Annotated in this window: 17 protein-coding genes and 1 pseudogene; 10 read left to right on the plus strand and 8 right to left on the minus strand. The window is 65.9% G+C overall.

Going from position 1 to position 15,141, the window contains the following annotated elements:
* Window positions 1–457 precede the first annotated feature (457 nt).
* A complete protein-coding gene (locus JZ791_RS25295) occupies window positions 458–1,087 on the plus strand; it encodes a DUF4232 domain-containing protein (RefSeq protein WP_216897716.1) in 630 nt (209 codons plus the stop codon).
* 59 nt (window positions 1,088–1,146) lie between these two features.
* Here JZ791_RS25295 and JZ791_RS25300 read toward each other — a convergent pair whose 3' ends face one another.
* From JZ791_RS25300 to JZ791_RS25315, 4 genes are read right to left on the minus strand one after another with little or no spacing between them, the layout of a single operon-like run.
* Window positions 1,147–1,770 (minus strand): HEAT repeat domain-containing protein, encoded by a 624-nt coding sequence (locus JZ791_RS25300; RefSeq protein ID WP_216897717.1) that lies wholly within the window; start codon window positions 1,768–1,770, stop codon window positions 1,147–1,149.
* Window positions 1,767–3,065 (minus strand): putative toxin, encoded by a 1,299-nt coding sequence (locus tag JZ791_RS25305; RefSeq protein ID WP_216897718.1) that lies wholly within the window; start codon window positions 3,063–3,065, stop codon window positions 1,767–1,769. Before JZ791_RS25305 ends, JZ791_RS25300 begins: the two co-directional genes overlap by 4 nt.
* Entirely contained in the window at window positions 3,062–3,361 is a 300-nt protein-coding gene (locus JZ791_RS25310) for a WXG100 family type VII secretion target (RefSeq protein ID WP_216897719.1), read from the minus strand. The genes JZ791_RS25305 and JZ791_RS25310 overlap by 4 nt, the downstream gene beginning before the upstream one ends.
* Window positions 3,361–3,699, minus strand: coding sequence for a WXG100 family type VII secretion target (locus JZ791_RS25315; protein WP_216897720.1), 339 nt, complete (start codon window positions 3,697–3,699; stop codon window positions 3,361–3,363). Before JZ791_RS25315 ends, JZ791_RS25310 begins: the two co-directional genes overlap by 1 nt.
* A gap of 136 nt (window positions 3,700–3,835) precedes the next feature.
* On the opposite strand from JZ791_RS25315, the gene JZ791_RS25320 reads away from it, so the two are divergent.
* Entirely contained in the window at window positions 3,836–4,255 is a 420-nt protein-coding gene (locus tag JZ791_RS25320; protein ID WP_216897721.1) for a hypothetical protein, read from the plus strand.
* A 23-nt stretch (window positions 4,256–4,278) separates the two neighbouring features.
* Here JZ791_RS25320 and JZ791_RS25325 read toward each other — a convergent pair whose 3' ends face one another.
* The gene (locus JZ791_RS25325; RefSeq protein WP_216897760.1) at window positions 4,279–5,424 is read right to left on the minus strand and encodes an NAD(P)H-dependent amine dehydrogenase family protein; all 1,146 of its coding nucleotides are present in this window, start codon (window positions 5,422–5,424) and stop codon (window positions 4,279–4,281) included.
* Between the two features lie 88 nt (window positions 5,425–5,512).
* On the opposite strand from JZ791_RS25325, the gene JZ791_RS25330 reads away from it, so the two are divergent.
* A complete protein-coding gene (locus tag JZ791_RS25330; RefSeq protein ID WP_308163088.1) occupies window positions 5,513–6,445 on the plus strand; it encodes a helix-turn-helix domain-containing protein in 933 nt (310 codons plus the stop codon).
* Between the two features lie 50 nt (window positions 6,446–6,495).
* Window positions 6,496–6,960, plus strand: coding sequence for a VOC family protein (locus JZ791_RS25335; protein ID WP_216897723.1), 465 nt, complete (start codon window positions 6,496–6,498; stop codon window positions 6,958–6,960).
* Window positions 6,961–7,069: 109 nt separating this feature from the next.
* On the opposite strand, the gene JZ791_RS25340 is transcribed toward JZ791_RS25335, so the two are convergent.
* On the minus strand, window positions 7,070–7,621 hold the full coding sequence (locus tag JZ791_RS25340; protein WP_216897724.1) for a hypothetical protein: 552 nt from the start codon (window positions 7,619–7,621) through the stop codon (window positions 7,070–7,072).
* A gap of 247 nt (window positions 7,622–7,868) precedes the next feature.
* On the opposite strand from JZ791_RS25340, the pseudogene JZ791_RS25345 reads away from it, so the two are divergent.
* Window positions 7,869–8,435: pseudogene (locus JZ791_RS25345) on the plus strand (peroxiredoxin); the annotation flags it as partial.
* Between the two features lie 8 nt (window positions 8,436–8,443).
* Here JZ791_RS25345 and JZ791_RS25350 read toward each other — a convergent pair.
* Window positions 8,444–9,889: a glycosyltransferase family 39 protein gene (locus JZ791_RS25350; protein WP_216897726.1), complete on the minus strand. Its 1,446-nt coding sequence runs from the start codon at window positions 9,887–9,889 to the stop codon at window positions 8,444–8,446.
* Between the two features lie 235 nt (window positions 9,890–10,124).
* On the opposite strand from JZ791_RS25350, the gene JZ791_RS25355 reads away from it, so the two are divergent.
* Genes JZ791_RS25355 through JZ791_RS25365 form a run of 3 tightly spaced genes read left to right on the plus strand, consistent with a single transcriptional unit; the run spans window position 10,125 to window position 13,437 of the window.
* Window positions 10,125–11,150 (plus strand): amidohydrolase family protein, encoded by a 1,026-nt coding sequence (locus JZ791_RS25355; RefSeq protein WP_216897727.1) that lies wholly within the window; start codon window positions 10,125–10,127, stop codon window positions 11,148–11,150.
* The gene (locus tag JZ791_RS25360; protein WP_216897728.1) at window positions 11,147–12,067 is read left to right on the plus strand and encodes an amidohydrolase family protein; all 921 of its coding nucleotides are present in this window, start codon (window positions 11,147–11,149) and stop codon (window positions 12,065–12,067) included. The genes JZ791_RS25355 and JZ791_RS25360 overlap by 4 nt, the downstream gene beginning before the upstream one ends.
* 23 nt (window positions 12,068–12,090) lie before the next feature.
* On the plus strand, window positions 12,091–13,437 hold the full coding sequence (locus JZ791_RS25365) for an MFS transporter (protein ID WP_216897729.1): 1,347 nt from the start codon (window positions 12,091–12,093) through the stop codon (window positions 13,435–13,437).
* Between the two features lie 27 nt (window positions 13,438–13,464).
* Here JZ791_RS25365 and mftR read toward each other — a convergent pair whose 3' ends face one another.
* Complete coding sequence (gene mftR, locus JZ791_RS25370) at window positions 13,465–14,082, minus strand: mycofactocin system transcriptional regulator MftR (protein ID WP_216897730.1); 618 nt, start codon at window positions 14,080–14,082, stop codon at window positions 13,465–13,467.
* Between the two features lie 85 nt (window positions 14,083–14,167).
* On the opposite strand from mftR, the gene mftA reads away from it, so the two are divergent.
* Both mftA and JZ791_RS25380 read left to right on the plus strand, forming a co-directional pair.
* A complete protein-coding gene (mftA, locus tag JZ791_RS25375) occupies window positions 14,168–14,278 on the plus strand; it encodes a mycofactocin precursor MftA (RefSeq protein ID WP_216897731.1) in 111 nt (36 codons plus the stop codon).
* 16 nt (window positions 14,279–14,294) lie between these two features.
* Window positions 14,295–15,080, plus strand: coding sequence for a mycofactocin-coupled SDR family oxidoreductase (locus tag JZ791_RS25380; RefSeq protein WP_216897732.1), 786 nt, complete (start codon window positions 14,295–14,297; stop codon window positions 15,078–15,080).
* Window positions 15,081–15,141 lie beyond the last annotated feature (61 nt).

Here is a 15,141-nt window from a genome sequence, read left to right on the forward strand (position 1 = left end):
CCCCCGCACCCTGTGCACTGGCCCGCTCGCGCCCGCCGATCCGCAACGACACGCGACACCCCGTCTTCCCCAGATCGATCGCAAGTACCCGGCTGCCCATGTCCACATCATGCTCACTCGCGTGACGAATACACCGGGCCGGGTCGAGTGGATCCTCTCCGGAAGCCGACACCTGGGTGGTCCGCGACGTGGTCTGCCAGGGTCGGTCGAGCTGATGACCACGGCCCGGCAGATCGAGGGCACGACAGCGGAAGCGTTTTCCACCAGGCGTCCGGAGGAATTCGCGCGGGTCCGAACCAACTGCTGTGCCGCAACGTATACGCCCCCTGAATCTGGTTGCTGTGCAGTCCGTTCCCTATGCTTCACCTGCGAGCGGGCTGGGACCGCGGAGACCGGTCAAGGAAAAATGTGCGCGGGGGCGGCGAGTCCCTCGTGCGGAATGCGATGGGAGTACGGCGTGAAGTACGGGAAGATGGTCGGTGCGGCTGTTGCGGCGGCGGGACTATCGGTGTCCATCTCGGCGTGCCAGGGGACCAGCAGTTCCGCGCCCAGCACCGCGGCTGTGGCGACGTCGTCGGCGTCGAACGCGCAGCCCGCGCAGTCCGTTGCGCCGGTTCAGGCCGACCTCGCGCGCTGCCACACCGGGGATCTCTCGGCGCGGCTGGGCTCGCAAGCGCAGGTCCAGGTGAACGAGCAAGGTGAACTGGGTGCGGCGGGCATCCACTACAACCTGCCGCTGATTTTCACCAACAACTCGGCGCACGCCTGCGTCATGTCCGGCTTCCCCGGTGTCGACCTGATCGGCCCCGGCGCTCCTTACTCGCTTCCCCGCACGGGCACGCCCGCCTCCGTGACGCTGGCCCCGGGCGCCAGCGCGCACAGCACCATCTACTACATAGACCCGTCGGGCAGCGCTCCCGCGGGCGAGACCGCGTCGCTGTGGATCCCGACGCATCTCGAGGTGACACCGCCGAACGAAACGACACAGCTCTCGGTGCCGTGGGGAGTGGGCGATCCGGTCGACAACGCGGACAAGGCCAGCGGCAGCGTCGCCGCACACATCACGCCGGTCGAAACCGGGGAGTAGGCGGGATCCCAGCGTCTGCTCGGGATTGTCGAGCAGGCCGGAACTCGCTGCCGGGGCAGTCAGTCGGTCAGGTGGTCGAGGATGCTGCGGGCGCAGCGTCGGTGCCAGCGGTTTTTCGAGGACAGGAAGGGCTCCACCTGGTCGCGAATTCCTTGTGTCCGCAGCCGGGCAAGGGCTTCGAGGGCGTGGCCCTGGACGGATTCGTCATCGAGTTGGCTGAGGGCTACCGCGGAGGCTTCGTCCTTGCGCTGGGATTTCCAGAGCCAGTTCACGACCATCTGCCGGGCCGGTCCCAGCGTGCGATTCTGGGCGACCCGGACCATGTTGTCGAAGTAGGCGTCGTCGGCGGGGATCTTGTATAGAGAGTTCCCTGCCGACCATCGTGTGTCGAGGCTCATCGTCTTGTCGAGTTCGAATTGGGAAAGCAGTGCGGGGATCGCGGCGGACTTGCGGGCTTGCCGGCAGTCGAGCGCTTCTATGAGCAGAATGCGTGCCGTGGCCCTGGCTTCGGTTTCCTCGCCGGGCCAGCGCTCTTCGAGTTCGATGAGCCATTCGGCGAGTACCGCTATCGACTCCTTCGTTCGGTTATTATCGTGCGGTAGATCGTAGATCTTTTCGCCGTATCCACCGGCCTGCCTGTAGTCGCTGACAATTTGCTTCGATAGATCGATATCGTTGCTCAACTACTCAGGTCCATTCTGACGACGTTTATTTTACCTTGCTGAGCAAGATTCTCTATTTTCGGATCGAGTTTCGTGCCGGCGTCCACTATCAGGTTGAACTTATAGCCGTTCGTCTGTGTGTACTGGTAGAAGTCGTCTATCTGACTGGTATAAGCTTGATAGTTGACGTTCTTGACTTCTGTTAGTGTTTTGCTTTCTCGATCGATATCATCCGGTATTCTGTTCTTGGCGCCGCTGCGAGATATTATAGACGTCTTCTTCTTCGTTGGATCGATCCCCGCTCTGGCTTCTGCTCGTGCGCCTCGTAGCCGGTTCTCACGCATCTTCTCGGCTTTGGTCGGAGGTTGGCTTTCCGGCAGTCTCTGCAGTAGCGGATATATTCTATCTCGAAGATCGCCGGTGGCTGTCAAGGAGACTGCGTCCAGAACATTCATTGTGACGCGGCGGGCGTCGGCAAGGTTGTCAAGATACTTTTGAATGGCCTCGCGCGCGTTGTCGACTTCGGCCTCGGCAAGCTCGGCGGCAACCCTGGTGACGGTTCCTCCGCTGGCGACGCTTCCGAGGACATTGATCGACTGTACGACGACCTGCAAATTCAGATAAAATTCAATACCCTGCTGCGCCGTGTTCAGTTCCTCTGCGTATCCATCGATGCCGCCCGCCTGCTGGTTCGTCGCATCCGCCAGGATCGACAGCGCATCGAGGATCGTGCTATTGATTTCCTGGATATCTGTCAGTTCAGGAGTCCTGGTTGAATTCAGGAGCAATTGTATTTTATCGGAGAACCGTTTGCCGAGCACATAGTATGTGCCGTGAGCCTTGGACCACGCATCCGACGTGTCGCGCAACTTTGCGACATCTCCGTTTATCCACGTGACGCCGGGCATGACGATATCCCAGCCGGTAGGTTTGGGTCTGGATCCGCCGGACGGGTCCTTGGGCGGCCGCATCGTATAGGTGGCGCCGCCAGGATCGCCAGGGGGCAAGTCCGCGTCCGGTCCGTTCATCTGAGAAGCTTCCTCGGACTGGTCGTGCGATACCCCGGTTTGGCGCAGTAAGGCGGCCATGCGGACAAGCACCTGGATCGTGTCGCCCATGACGACCGAGGCTTCGACCGTTGTGTTGGAATACTTTGCGCCCCACTCCTTTCCGCCAGGGTCGCCGCCAGTCATGTTGATTGCCTGCCGCAGCGTTGTATCGAGTGCTTTGAGTGCACTCGACGCATCCTGACTGGCGGTGTCGTACCCGGACCCAGATTCGTAGAACAGATCAGGATCGACATCCAGATCGGTCACGACGCCTCCCCGCGCCACCTACGCACGTTGGCTCGAATCGCGGTGTTGTAGTTGTAATGAGCGTTCTGCGCCGCTTGGCGCATGTCCTTGATGCCCTCGTGAATCTCGCGCGCCGCGGCCATCAGCTTGTCGTGTGCCCGCTGGTGGGCCGTTGCCGCATCGCCCTGCCAGGTGCCGTGCAGCTTGCGCGCGGAGTGGTCCAGCGCGTTCAGTTGCTCGTCGAGGAAGCCTTCGAACTGCTCGAGCCGAGTGATGACGGAGTCCAGTTGCTCGAGGTCGACCTTGTGACGAACCATCAGAGGTTCAATGACGAACCGAGGGACCGGATGGTCCTGTCGATGGCCGCGGCGCCCGCGTCGTCCTGGTCCAGATATTCCCGGGCGGTCTGATCGAGGGACGATTCCATCGTGCCGATTGCCTCGACGAGATCCTTGACGCCGCTGCGTAATTCGCCCCAGGCGACATCGAAGGAGGATCCGGCCGGACCCTTCCAGTTGTCGAGCAATGACGTGACATCCCGGTTCAGCGAACCGAATCCGGTCGAGATGTTGCCGAGCAGATTCTTGATCGCTCGTGCGGTGGCTCGCAGTTCCTCGGGCACGACAACGAGATCGCCCGAATTCTCCTGGCCCATATTCTCTCCCCTCCGAGCCGGACAGCCGAGTCTTCTTGGTCGGATGCCCAATATCGGTAGGCTATCGTCGTCGGCGGCATGTGACAACCGGTAGTCGAATATTCCAGTCCTCAACGCTCAGAACAGGAGTCGTATCGTGGCGACGTGGCGAGACAGGGTGTCGGAGTCGGCGCAGGAGGATCTCGACGGGCTGTTGGACGTCGCGCTGACCATGGCCGAGGAACGGCTCGCGGACAAGGGAGCGTTCTATCCGTTCGCTCTCGTCGTCAATGGCGAGACGGGGGTGGTCGACGTGGTCGGTCTGCCCTACGCTTCCGCGCCGCAGGCGCAGGAACTCGGATATCGCGCGGTCGGCGCGATGCGCTCACAGATCCGGGCGGCCGCCGTCGTCGCCGACGTACGGCTCCCGGAGACCGGGGGTGACGGAATTGATGTGTTCCTCGAACATGCCGAGGGGATCGCGCTGGGAATTCTCCAGCCGTACCACCTCGCCGACAGCGAGGTGGTACCGGGTTCGCTGGAAGCGCACAGCGCGCAACAACGTATCTGGAGTTGATCCCCACCCGGCACAACCATGTTCTACTCGGATGTACCCAGGCGACGGATGTCCGGGGAGGGGGTCGGCGTGGGTTTGAGCAGGCCGGTGCCCAGGATCGGGGGGAGGTCCAGGACCGACAGGAGGCCGGGCTGGGCCGCGCGCACGGCGGGGATGGCGTTGACCATGAAGGTCGAACCGGCTACCCGGGCGCCGAAATCGTGGTCGTTGTTCTCGGCCATCTCCAGGTCGCAGCGCATGGACGGTGAGCCTTCGATCTCGATGCGGTAGAGACCCCGGCCACTGACGCCGGGGCAGCCGAAGTCGTGGGGCTCGATCGTGATGTGCGGTTGCGGCCAGTCGGGGGCGAGGTCGTCGTGCATCCGGGTGACGTAGTCGATCACGAACGTCGGTGAGCCACCGACGTGGGCGGTCAGGATCGAACGCATCGCGCCGATCGTCCCCGCCTCGATCCGGCCCGTCGGGGTGTCGAATCCCGTTTCGGCGACGCGGCGTTCGATGTGTTCGGTCAGGCCGTCGACACGCACACCCAGGCCCGCGGCCAGTTGGTCCAGCACCGGCCCCCAGCCGAAGCTCAGCACGCCCGGCGTCGCCGCGAACGCTTGGTACTCGGGCGGTTTGCCGAAGCCCAGGACCTCGTACACCGCCGCGGCGTCGGGATAGGTGCCGTAGTTGAACATCTCGGTGATCCGGACCGATTCGATGCTGCGCGACAGACCCGACAGCGTGAGCGGCAGGACGTCCATGGCGAAGCCGGGTGCGATTCCGGTGTTGAAGAACGACGTGCCGCCCTCGGCGCAGGCGTCCTCCAGGGGAGCGGTCAGCGCGTCGTCGACCGTGTCCGGAAAGACCAGCGGGATAACCGAACACGAGACGACGTCCTTACCGGCGCGCAGAATCGAGGCCATGTCGGCGATCGCCTCGGCGGGCCGCGTGTTCGCCGCCGCCGCGTACACCACGACCTCGGTATCCCCGCTCAGCACGGCACCCGGATCGTTCGTCGCCACGACGCCGATGTCGTCGATACCGCACAGCCGGCCGGCGTCGCGGCCGACCTTCCGATCGCTGTGCACCACGAGGCCCGACAGTTCGAGCGCCGGGTGGTCGATGACCGCACGTAATGCGATCAGGCCCATGGAACCGGGCCCCCAGACCGCGGTCTTGATCACGTCGTCCTCCCTAGACACCGTATCCAGGCTTTCCTATTATTAGGAAGTGCATCTTTAGAATATGGAAGGAGGGTAGGTGGGGGAGAGTGTGACGTCAACATCCGCATCGCCGCCCACACGGCGCGTGCTCGATGTTCTGGAGCGCCTCGCGGCAGCACCGCAGGGTGCGACGTCCTCGGAACTGGCGCGCGGCTGCGGTATCAGCACCTCGACCTGTGCGCTGGTCCTCGCGGAGCTGGAGAGCCGGCGGTATGTGGCGCGACGTGAGGATCGGCGGTACGTGCTGGGCAGTGGCCTGTTCTCGATCGTGCACGGATTGCGCACGCAGTACCCGCTGCTCGATATCGGGCGCCACGCTCTGGAGGATCTGAGCGCCACGGTAGGCGCGGCCTGTTCGCTGAGCAGGATCGAACCGACCGGATTGACGGTGGTCGACATCGCCGGGCACAGTACCGATGAGCAGAATGCCGTCGGGCAACGCATTTCGCTCGCCGCACCGTTCGGTTCGGTGGCGATGGCCTGGCGCGATGCCGACGCGATCGACCGGTGGCTGCGGGCGAGCAGGCCGCGGATGACCGTCGAGGATATGCAGCGGCATCGGAATGTGTTGAGCGCCATCAGAAAACGAGGCTACGGGGTCTGGCGGTTCGACGAATCCGTGCAGTCGCTGCGCGATCGGCTGGACGCACTGCTCGAATCCGCCGACATCGCGGGGGAGGGGGCGACGGTCGGGCACCGGCTGTCGGTCCTGCTCACCCAGACCTCTCTGGAATCGATCACCGATGTCCTCGAGAGTCGTTTGCGCGATGCCGAATTCATCGTGGTCCCGATCTTCGGGGCGGACCGGCAGCCCGAGTATCAGATCGAGATCAGGCTCGATCCGGGCGCCAGCGACGATCTCACCCTCGAGCGACTCGGCGAGGCGTTGACCAGGGTTACCGCACTGCTGACTCGTCCGGCCGCCACCGAATCCCCGGTCGATCTCGGTCCCGGCGGCGGTGCGGGCCGATACAGTCTGTAGTTACAAGCTGTATCCGCTAGGTGGGTCCACCGCCGCCAGGAGGAACGACGATGGCTCTGAAGGGCTTCTCGCACATCGGAATCTGCGTCCGGGATCTCGATGTGTCGACCCGGTTCTACATCGAGGTACTCGGATTCGAGGTGATGTTCACGGTCGCCTTCGACGGCGAGTTCGCCGCCACCATGGAACGAGCGGGCATGTTCACCTCCCGGATGATGCGCCGCGACGATCTGCGGATCGAATTGCTGTGGTGGCCCGATGATCAAGCCACCGGCGACGGCGTCCGCCGGCCCATGAACGCGACCGGCCTCACCCACTTGGCTTTTCGCGTCGATACCATCGACGAGCTGTACGACATCGCCCGCCGGGCCGGCGGCCAGGCCTGGCCCGAGACCCTCACCACGGTGCCCGGCCACGGGGTCGGCGGCGGCGACCTGCAGAACGTCTACGTGACCGATCCGGACGGAACCAGGATCGAATGTATGGCCGGCACACCGGATCTCGCGGCGATGTGAGTCCGGGGCCTGCGCTCGCCGGTCATACTCCGACCTCACCCCGTCACCGGACGATGCCGGGAGCGTGGCGCAGGCGTGAGTGTCGTGGCCGGACTCGACTTCTACAGCCTCAGTCCACCAGTCCGTTGGTGCAGGTTCGCGATTCCCAGAATCTGTACTGGTGATGCACTCCGGGATCGAAGGTCCACTGGTTGATAGATCCGGCCGCGCGCCAGAACACGCTGCCGTTGTAAGGGACCGCCTCGTAGATATAGTCGGCGCCGGGCATCAGTGCGTTGTCGCCCTCGCAGAAGTCGAAGAAGGAGGTGCCGGGCTGCCAGGCCCCGAGGCTGTAGCCGTCGGCGGCGTAGGCGTCGGCACCCGGGCTGTCGACGGAGTCCCGGTGTCCGGTCCGCGCCCCCCGATCCCAGCGCGGTGTGCCGAATACGTCTGTGTGACAGGCGAACGCCCATCCGCCCGCGTACACCGTGTCGTGCTGCCGGAACGACTGCCCGGCCCACTGACATGGTGCGGTCACCCAGGCGTCGGCCGCCGCGTGCCCGGCGCCGAGCCCGAACCCGGCCAGACTCGCCGCCGCAACCGCCAGCGCACCGAGCGCCCGGCGAATACCATGTGCCCCAGTATATTCCGGGCGTGCCATCCGGTCACCCTTGTCGATCATCAGAACCTCTCCCGATCAGTTCCGTCACCGGCGCGACGAACCTGTATGTAATGTACCGTTATGTAACGGCACACTAATTGAGGTATTGCCACCGGTGGGGATTGAGGCGGTGTCCAGTCGCCCCGCGTGAGGCCAGCCGTCCGGGCGTGGTGTGGATTCGCGACCGCTTCGTGGACTGGCTCGAGGGGGCGCTGGCCCGATGCGTCCGGGCTGGCGGTCGGCTCTGGAGTTCGCATAGTTTGGACTGATGGCCGACTACACGAATCTGCCTGCCGATCTGCCGATCCCCGTCGATGACGGCGCGGCAAAGCATTTGCCCGGTAAGGCCCTGCCGCACATGGCACTTCAGGATACCGACGGGACCGCGATCGAACTCGACGGGTTGGGCCGGGGTCGTACGGTCATCTACCTGTATCCGATGACCGGCCGCCCGGGCGTCGATCTGCCCGATGGCTGGGATGCGATTCCGGGCGCGCGGGGCTGTACGCCCGAATCCTGCGCCTTCCGTGACCACTATCGAGATCTGCTGGCCGCCGGCGCCGACGGCGTCTTCGGGCTGTCGGGGCAGGGCGCCGACTATCAACGCGAGGCTGTGGAGCGCCTGCAACTGCCGTTCCGGATGCTGTCCGACCCGGCGCTGGCCCTGGCGAAGGCGCTGGAGCTGCCCACCTTCGACGCCGGCGGGACGACTCTGTACAAGCGGCTCACGCTGATCGTGCGCGACGGCGTGATCGAGTATGTGTTCTACCCGATCTTTCCGCCGGATCGGCATGCCGAACAGGTGCTGACTTGGTTGCGGGCGAACCCGGTGTGATTCTTCGGTCAGGTCATGTTCAGGTGCCGTAGCCGCGGCCAGAGGGTCTGCCAGGATGCGCGGCGGCCGGTGCACAGCCATTCGGTCTGGTCGCCGTCGTCGGTGGTGAGTCTGCGGCAGGAGTCGAAATAGGGGCGCAGTTCGTCCGGCGCGGTGCCGACGTAGAAGGCGTCGCGCGCGGAATCCGGTGGGGGAGGGAAGTATCCGTAGCTGCGGTTGGTGCTGTACACCGTGGGCAGGGTGGGGGTGTAGACGTCCAGGTAGGCGGCGATGATGTAGGACTGGGCGACGATGGCGGCGTCGCCGCGGTCCTGTGCGGGGAGGTCTGCGTAGGCGGTGGCGGCTTGGTCGGCGATCGTTCGCGGGGTCTTGCCCTGGTCGGATTGCCATGCGAACCACAGCATTCCGGCGGCCGTGGCGATACTCGCCGCGTACGCGGGCCAGACGACCCAGCCGCGTCGCCCGCCCGCCAGGCGTCGTCGCTGGAAACCCACGGCGCCCGCGGCGGCGAGCGCGCCGTAGAGGCCGCCGAGGTAGTACGGGCGGCCGACGGTGACGACGAAGAATATGTACAGCACCATCGCCGTCACACCGAGAAAACGGTAGGCGCGCAACTCGTTCGCTCGGAGTAATTGCCAAATACCGTAGAGCGACAACACGATTCCCGCGAATCCCGCCGAGAGGGCCAGTTGCGCGGCCACACCCGTCCGCCCGCCGTACAGCGCGTCGGCCTCCGAGGCCACGACCGGACCCATCCGCAGCTGCGGCCAGCCATTGCCCGCCTGCCACAGCAACGTCGGCAGCGCGATCAGCACGGCGACCACCACGCCGGCCCACAGCATCGGCCGCCGCAGCAACTCGCGCGGCCCGAATATCGCGACGGTCCCGAACAGTATGGCGCACAGCAGGAATACCTGGAATTTGGTTTCGGCCGCGATCCCGGCGACGATGCCCAGGGTCGGTAGCAGCCGATCGTCCCGCACCCGAATCCAGCGCACCACAAGCCAGATCAGCAGCAACCACTGCACGGGTTCGAGGGTGTACGGGGTGGGCCAGTGACCGGTCAGGGTCGGCCACAGCAGGGTCGCCTGCGCGCCCGCGGTCAGCATCTGGGCCCGCCGGTCGCCGCCGAACTCCCGGGCGATCAGGGCGGCGACGACCACCGCGCCCGCCGTGGCCAGGATCGCGGGTATCCGCAGCGCGACTACCGACCCGGGGGCGAGCCAGTCCAGCGCGGCCGCCAGCGCCGGAGCCATCGGTGGCTGATCGGCCGAACCCCAGGCCAGATGATGCCTGCCGATGGTCAGCATGTACGCCTCGTCGAACCAGTATCCGCCGTCGAAGCTGAACGCCAGGTGGACGATCGCGACCACTCCGGCGATCGCGAGCACGGCCCTGCTCGCGAAGGCGGGCACCGCCGGGGCCGCTGCCCGGGACTGCACCGTGACCTGCACGTCCAACCTCCCTTATCGCACCGTTCAGCAGAATCCTGCCCGCTGCACAGCGCCCGGCACATCCACCGGCGAGGGCGAACCCATGCGACCGAAGTCGGAATCGGATGGATCGGTCCTCATCCTTCGGGATGACGCCGGGCCCGGAACAGACGCCGGATCCGGGAACGATATTGTCAACAATATTGGTGACAGTTATGTTGGCTATGCACACGGAAGAACGACCCTGGAGCGCCCGATGATCATCGACTGCCATGGCCACTACACGACCGCGCCGCCGGCGCTGGAAGCCTGGCGCAACCAGCAGATCGCCGGTCTCGACGACCCCTCGCGGGCCCCCTCCCCGGACGATCTGCGAATCGGCGACGACGAACTGCGCGAGAGCATCGCCGCCAATCAGCTGCGGCTGATGGACGAACGCGGCATCGACCTCACGGTCTTCTCGCCGCGCGCCTCGTTCATGGCACACCACATCGGGGATTTCGCCGTGTCGTCGCAGTGGGCGACGATCTGCAACGAGCTCTGCTACCGGGTGAGCACGCTGTTCCCGGATCGTTTCGCGCCCGCCGCGATGCTGCCGCAGTCGCCCGGCGTCGACCCCGCAACCTGTATCCCGGAGCTGATCCGCTGTGTCGAGGACCTCGGCGCGGTCGCGATCAACCTCAACCCGGACCCGTCCGGCGGCCACTGGACCGCCCCGCCGCTGACCGACCGGATCTGGTACCCGATCTACGAGAAGATGGCCGAGTACGATATCCCGGCCATGATCCACGTGTCGACCAGCTGCAATCCGGCCTTCCACACCACCGGCGCGCATTACCTGAACGCCGACACCACCGCGTTCATGCAGCTGATCCAGGGTGATCTGTTCACCGACTTCCCGACCCTGAAGTTCGTGATCCCGCACGGCGGCGGCGCGGCGCCCTACCACTGGGGGCGGTTTCGCGGCCTGGCCATGGCGCTGAAGAAGCCGGAACTCGAACAGCACGTGATGAACAACGTGTACTTCGATACCTGCGTCTACCACCAGCCGGGCATCGACCTGCTGCTGAAGGTCGTCCCGACGAAGAACGTGCTGTTCGCCTCGGAGATGATCGGCGCGGTGCGCGACATCGACCCGCGCACCGGCCAGTACTTCGACGACACCCGCCGCTACGTCGAGGCCGCCGGACTGCCCGGCGACGAACTGGCCGCCGTGCTGGAGCGCAACGCCCGCGCGGTCTACCCGCGACTGGACGCGCGGCTGGTGGAGGCGGGCCGATGAGCGCGACGTTCACCAAGTCCGAAGGCTGGCTCGACTGGTACCCGAATCCGACGAAGCCGCGGTTCGTGGCGCCGGCGGGCGCGGTGGACGCGCACTGTCACGTCTTCGGGCCGGGCGCGCGGTTCCCCTTCGCCCCGGAGCGCAAATACACACCGTGCGACGCGAGCAAGGATCAGCTGTTCGCCCTGCGTGATCATCTCGGCCTGACCCGCACCGTCATCGTGCAGGCCACCTGCCACGGCGCGGACAATCGGGCGATGCTGGACGCGGTCCACTCCGCGGGAGGACGCGCGCGCGGCGTCGCGACCGTCCGCCCCGACATCACCGACGCCGAATTGCGCAGGTTGGACGAGGCCGGTGTGTGCGGTGTGCGGTTCAACTTCCTCAAGCGCCTGGTCGACACATCCCCGAAGGACGATCTGGTGACGATCGCCGCGAAGATCGCGCCGCTGGGCTGGCATATCGTCATCTACTTCGAGGCGGCTGACCTGGCGGAGCTCGAGGGCTTCTTCGCCGCCCTGCCGACGCCGCTGGTGGTCGACCATATGGGCCGCCCGGACGTCGGCCGGCCGGTGGACGGGCCGGAGTTCACGCGGTTCCTGCGCTTCACCGAACGCAATGACGTGTGGGTGAAGGTCAGCTGCCCGGAGCGACTGTCGATCAGCGGGCCGCCCGCCCTCGACGGCGAACGCGACGCCTATACCGACGTCGTCCCGTTCGCGCGGCGAGTGGTCGAGGAATTTCCCGACCGGGTGCTGTGGGGCTCCGACTGGCCGCATCCCAATCTCACCGGCCACATGCCCGACGACGGCCTGCTGGTCGACCACATCCCGCATATCGCGCCCACCGCCGAACTGCAACGAAAACTGTTGGTAGCCAATCCGATGCGGTTGTATTGGCCCGGCGAGATCAGTTGACCCTTTCGAATTACGGACTGCCGATGCACAGCAGCAATGCGGCCAACCGGCTCGACCGGCTGCCGATCTCCCGTTTCCATACGATCGTCCTTGTCACCGTCGCCATCGCGTACTTCTTCGAATTCGCCGATATCAACAGCTTTTCCATCACCGCGCCGCGGCTGATCAAGCTGTGGAAGGTGAGCGTCGACGAGATCGCCTATGTGACCTCGCTGTCGTTCGTCGGCATGTTCATCGGCTCGTTGCTCGCGGGCTGGATGGCCGACCGGTGGGGCCGCAAGCGCGCGCTGATCTGGACCACGCTCGGGTTCTCGGTCTTCTCGCTGGTGGCGGTGTTCTCGTGGGACATCGTGTCGCTCGGGGTATTTCGCATCCTGACCTCGGCCGGACTCTCGGCGATGACGGTCGTCGCGGTCATCTACGTCAGCGAGATCTTCCCGGCCGCGGTGCGCGGGAAGTATCAGGCGTACGCGATCGTCATCGGCATCTGCGGCACCCCTGCCACCAACCTGATCGCCAGCGGGGTGGTTGTGCTCACGCCTTGGTCGTGGCGGCTGGTGTATCTCTGGGGCGCGCTGGGCTTCGTCGTGCTGTTCCTCGCGCGCTATCTGCCGGAATCGCCGTTGTGGCACGAGAATCGGGGCGATTACGAGTCCGCAGACGCGGTGCTGCGCGGCATCGAGGCTCGGGTCGAGGCTCAACGCGGCGTCTTGCCCGAACCCGCGCCGCCGGTGGCCGTCGTCCGGCAGGCCCGGGCGTCGCTGGCGATCCTGTTGCAGCGGCGATATCTGCTGCCTACGTTATTGCTGACCGTGCTGTGGGTGACCCAGTCGATCGGGTTCTTCGGGTACTCCAGCTGGGCGCCTTCGCTGCTGTCGAAGCAGGGGTTCAGCGTCCAGAGTTCGACGCTGTACGTGGCGCTGGCCACCGTCGGCGCGCCGCTGGGCTCGTATCTGGCGGCCCTGGTCACCGATCGGTTCGAACGCAAGTGGTGCCTGGTGGTGTTCGGCACGATCATCGCCGCGTGCGGGCTGTTCTACGGCCTGACCTTCACTCCGGTGATGATCGTCGCGTTCGGGTTCCTGGTGAACCTGTTCGAGCGCGGATATACCGCCCTCGGCTACGCCTACTCGCCGGAGCTGTTCGACACCCGTACGCGCTCGCTGGGCACCGGGGTGTCGTACGGGCTCGGCCGGCTGTCGAATGCGGCCGGGCCGTTGATCATCGCTCATCTGTACACGTGGAGCGGGTATCGGTCGGTGTTCTATTTCATCGCCGGGACGTGGATGGTCGGGGCCGTGGTGGTCGCGCTCTTCGGGCCCCGAGTGCGGCGCCGCGGGGCCGAGCCGCAGACGGTGCCCGCGGTGTGAGATTTCCACTGCCGCATGGGAATTCGGTCACATTTCGGTGTTGTCCGGGAATCCGGCGGCCAGGCTGCGCAGGGCCTGGTCGAGCAGCTCGGTCAGGTCGGACTCCGGGTCGCCGAGCCAGTGCTCGTAGGCGCCGACCGCGACACCCAGGGTGGCGTGGCCGATCGCCCGCGGGATGAGGTCGTCGGCGCGCAGGCCGAGGCGCCCGGCGGCGAACTCGGATACCACCGCGCGCCAGCTGCGATAGCGCAGGGTCGAATGCGCCTGCAGCGCGGGCACGTTGAGGATCAGCTCCAGTCGTTTGCGGTGCCAGGGGAGTTGGGCGACGTCGAAGCGGTTGAACTCGACGACCACCGTGCGGATCGCGTCCATGAGCGGCTGATCGGCCGGGCATCGGGCGAAATGCGCACGCATGACCCGCAATTGGTCGCCGAAGTTGCCCCAGACGACGTCGTTCTTGGATTCGAAGTAGCGGAAGAACGTGCGTTTGCTGATGCCGACCGACTCGGCGATGTCCTCGACCGTCGTCGCATCGAAACCGCGGCGCCCGAACAGATCGAACGCGGCCCGTTCCAGCTCGTCGGCGCTGGTCGACGGGCGTCGTCCCCGCTTGATGGGATGGTTCTCGACAGGCTCCGCGTCCATATCCTTCCGCCCCGCTCTTCCATTTCGTCACCCGGTGCCATTATGCTGTGGGTCACAAGCACAACATGTTCGTCAGGAGCCCGTCATGAGTGATATCGCAACCGAATCGACCCTAGTCGACGCGTCGGACACCGCCGTCGAGGAGGACCTGCTGATCGAGGAGGTCTCGATCGACGGTATGTGCGGCGTCTACTGATTCGCGCGGACCGACTATGACCCCACCCGTCGCCCTAGTCACCGGCGCGGCGCGCGGCATCGGCGCCGCGACCGTGCGTCGTCTGGTCACCCAGGGCTGGCGGGTGGTCGCGGTCGATGTGTGCGGTGACGATGCCCGGGTGCCGTATGCGCTGGGAACCAAGGCCGAATTGAGTGCGCTCGCGGCCGAGCACGAGGGCAGCGTGGTGGATGTCGTCGCCGATGTGCGCGACGTGTCGGCGTTGTCCGGGGCGGTCGAGGTGGCGCGGGAGCGGTTCGGCGGTCTGGACGCCGCCGTGGCCGCCGCCGCGGTCCTGACCGGCGGGCGCGCGCTGTGGGACGACGACGCGCCGGACTACGAGCCGATGTTCGAGGTCGGCGTGTACGGTGTCGCCAATCTCGCCCGCGTCGCCATACCGGCCATGCTCGCCCGGCCCGCGCCCCGGGCCGGGCGTTTCGTCGCACTGGCCTCCGCGGCGGCGCATCACGGCCTGTGGCATCTGGCCGGATACAACGCCGCCAAACATGCTGTGGTGGGCCTGATCAAGGGGCTGGCGCACGACCTGAAGGGCACCGGCATCACGGCGACCGCGGTCTCGCCGGGCTCCACTCGCACGCCGATGCTCGCCGAATCCGCGCGCCTGTACGACCTCGAGTCGGTCGACGTGTTCGCCGAACATGAACTGATCGAACGCATTCTGGAGCCGGAGGAGGTCGCCGCGGTGGTGACCTGGCTGTGCTCGCGGGAGGCGAGCGCGCTGACCGGCAGCGTGGTGCACGCCGACGGCGGATTCATGCCGTGACAGTGCACGGCGAGGGAATCATATGCGCCGCACCGCCGGTCGCGGCGGAGGCAAGCGCCGG

The organism is Nocardia alni (assembly GCF_019038435.1).
Lineage (GTDB): Bacteria > Actinomycetota > Actinomycetes > Mycobacteriales > Mycobacteriaceae > Nocardia > Nocardia alni.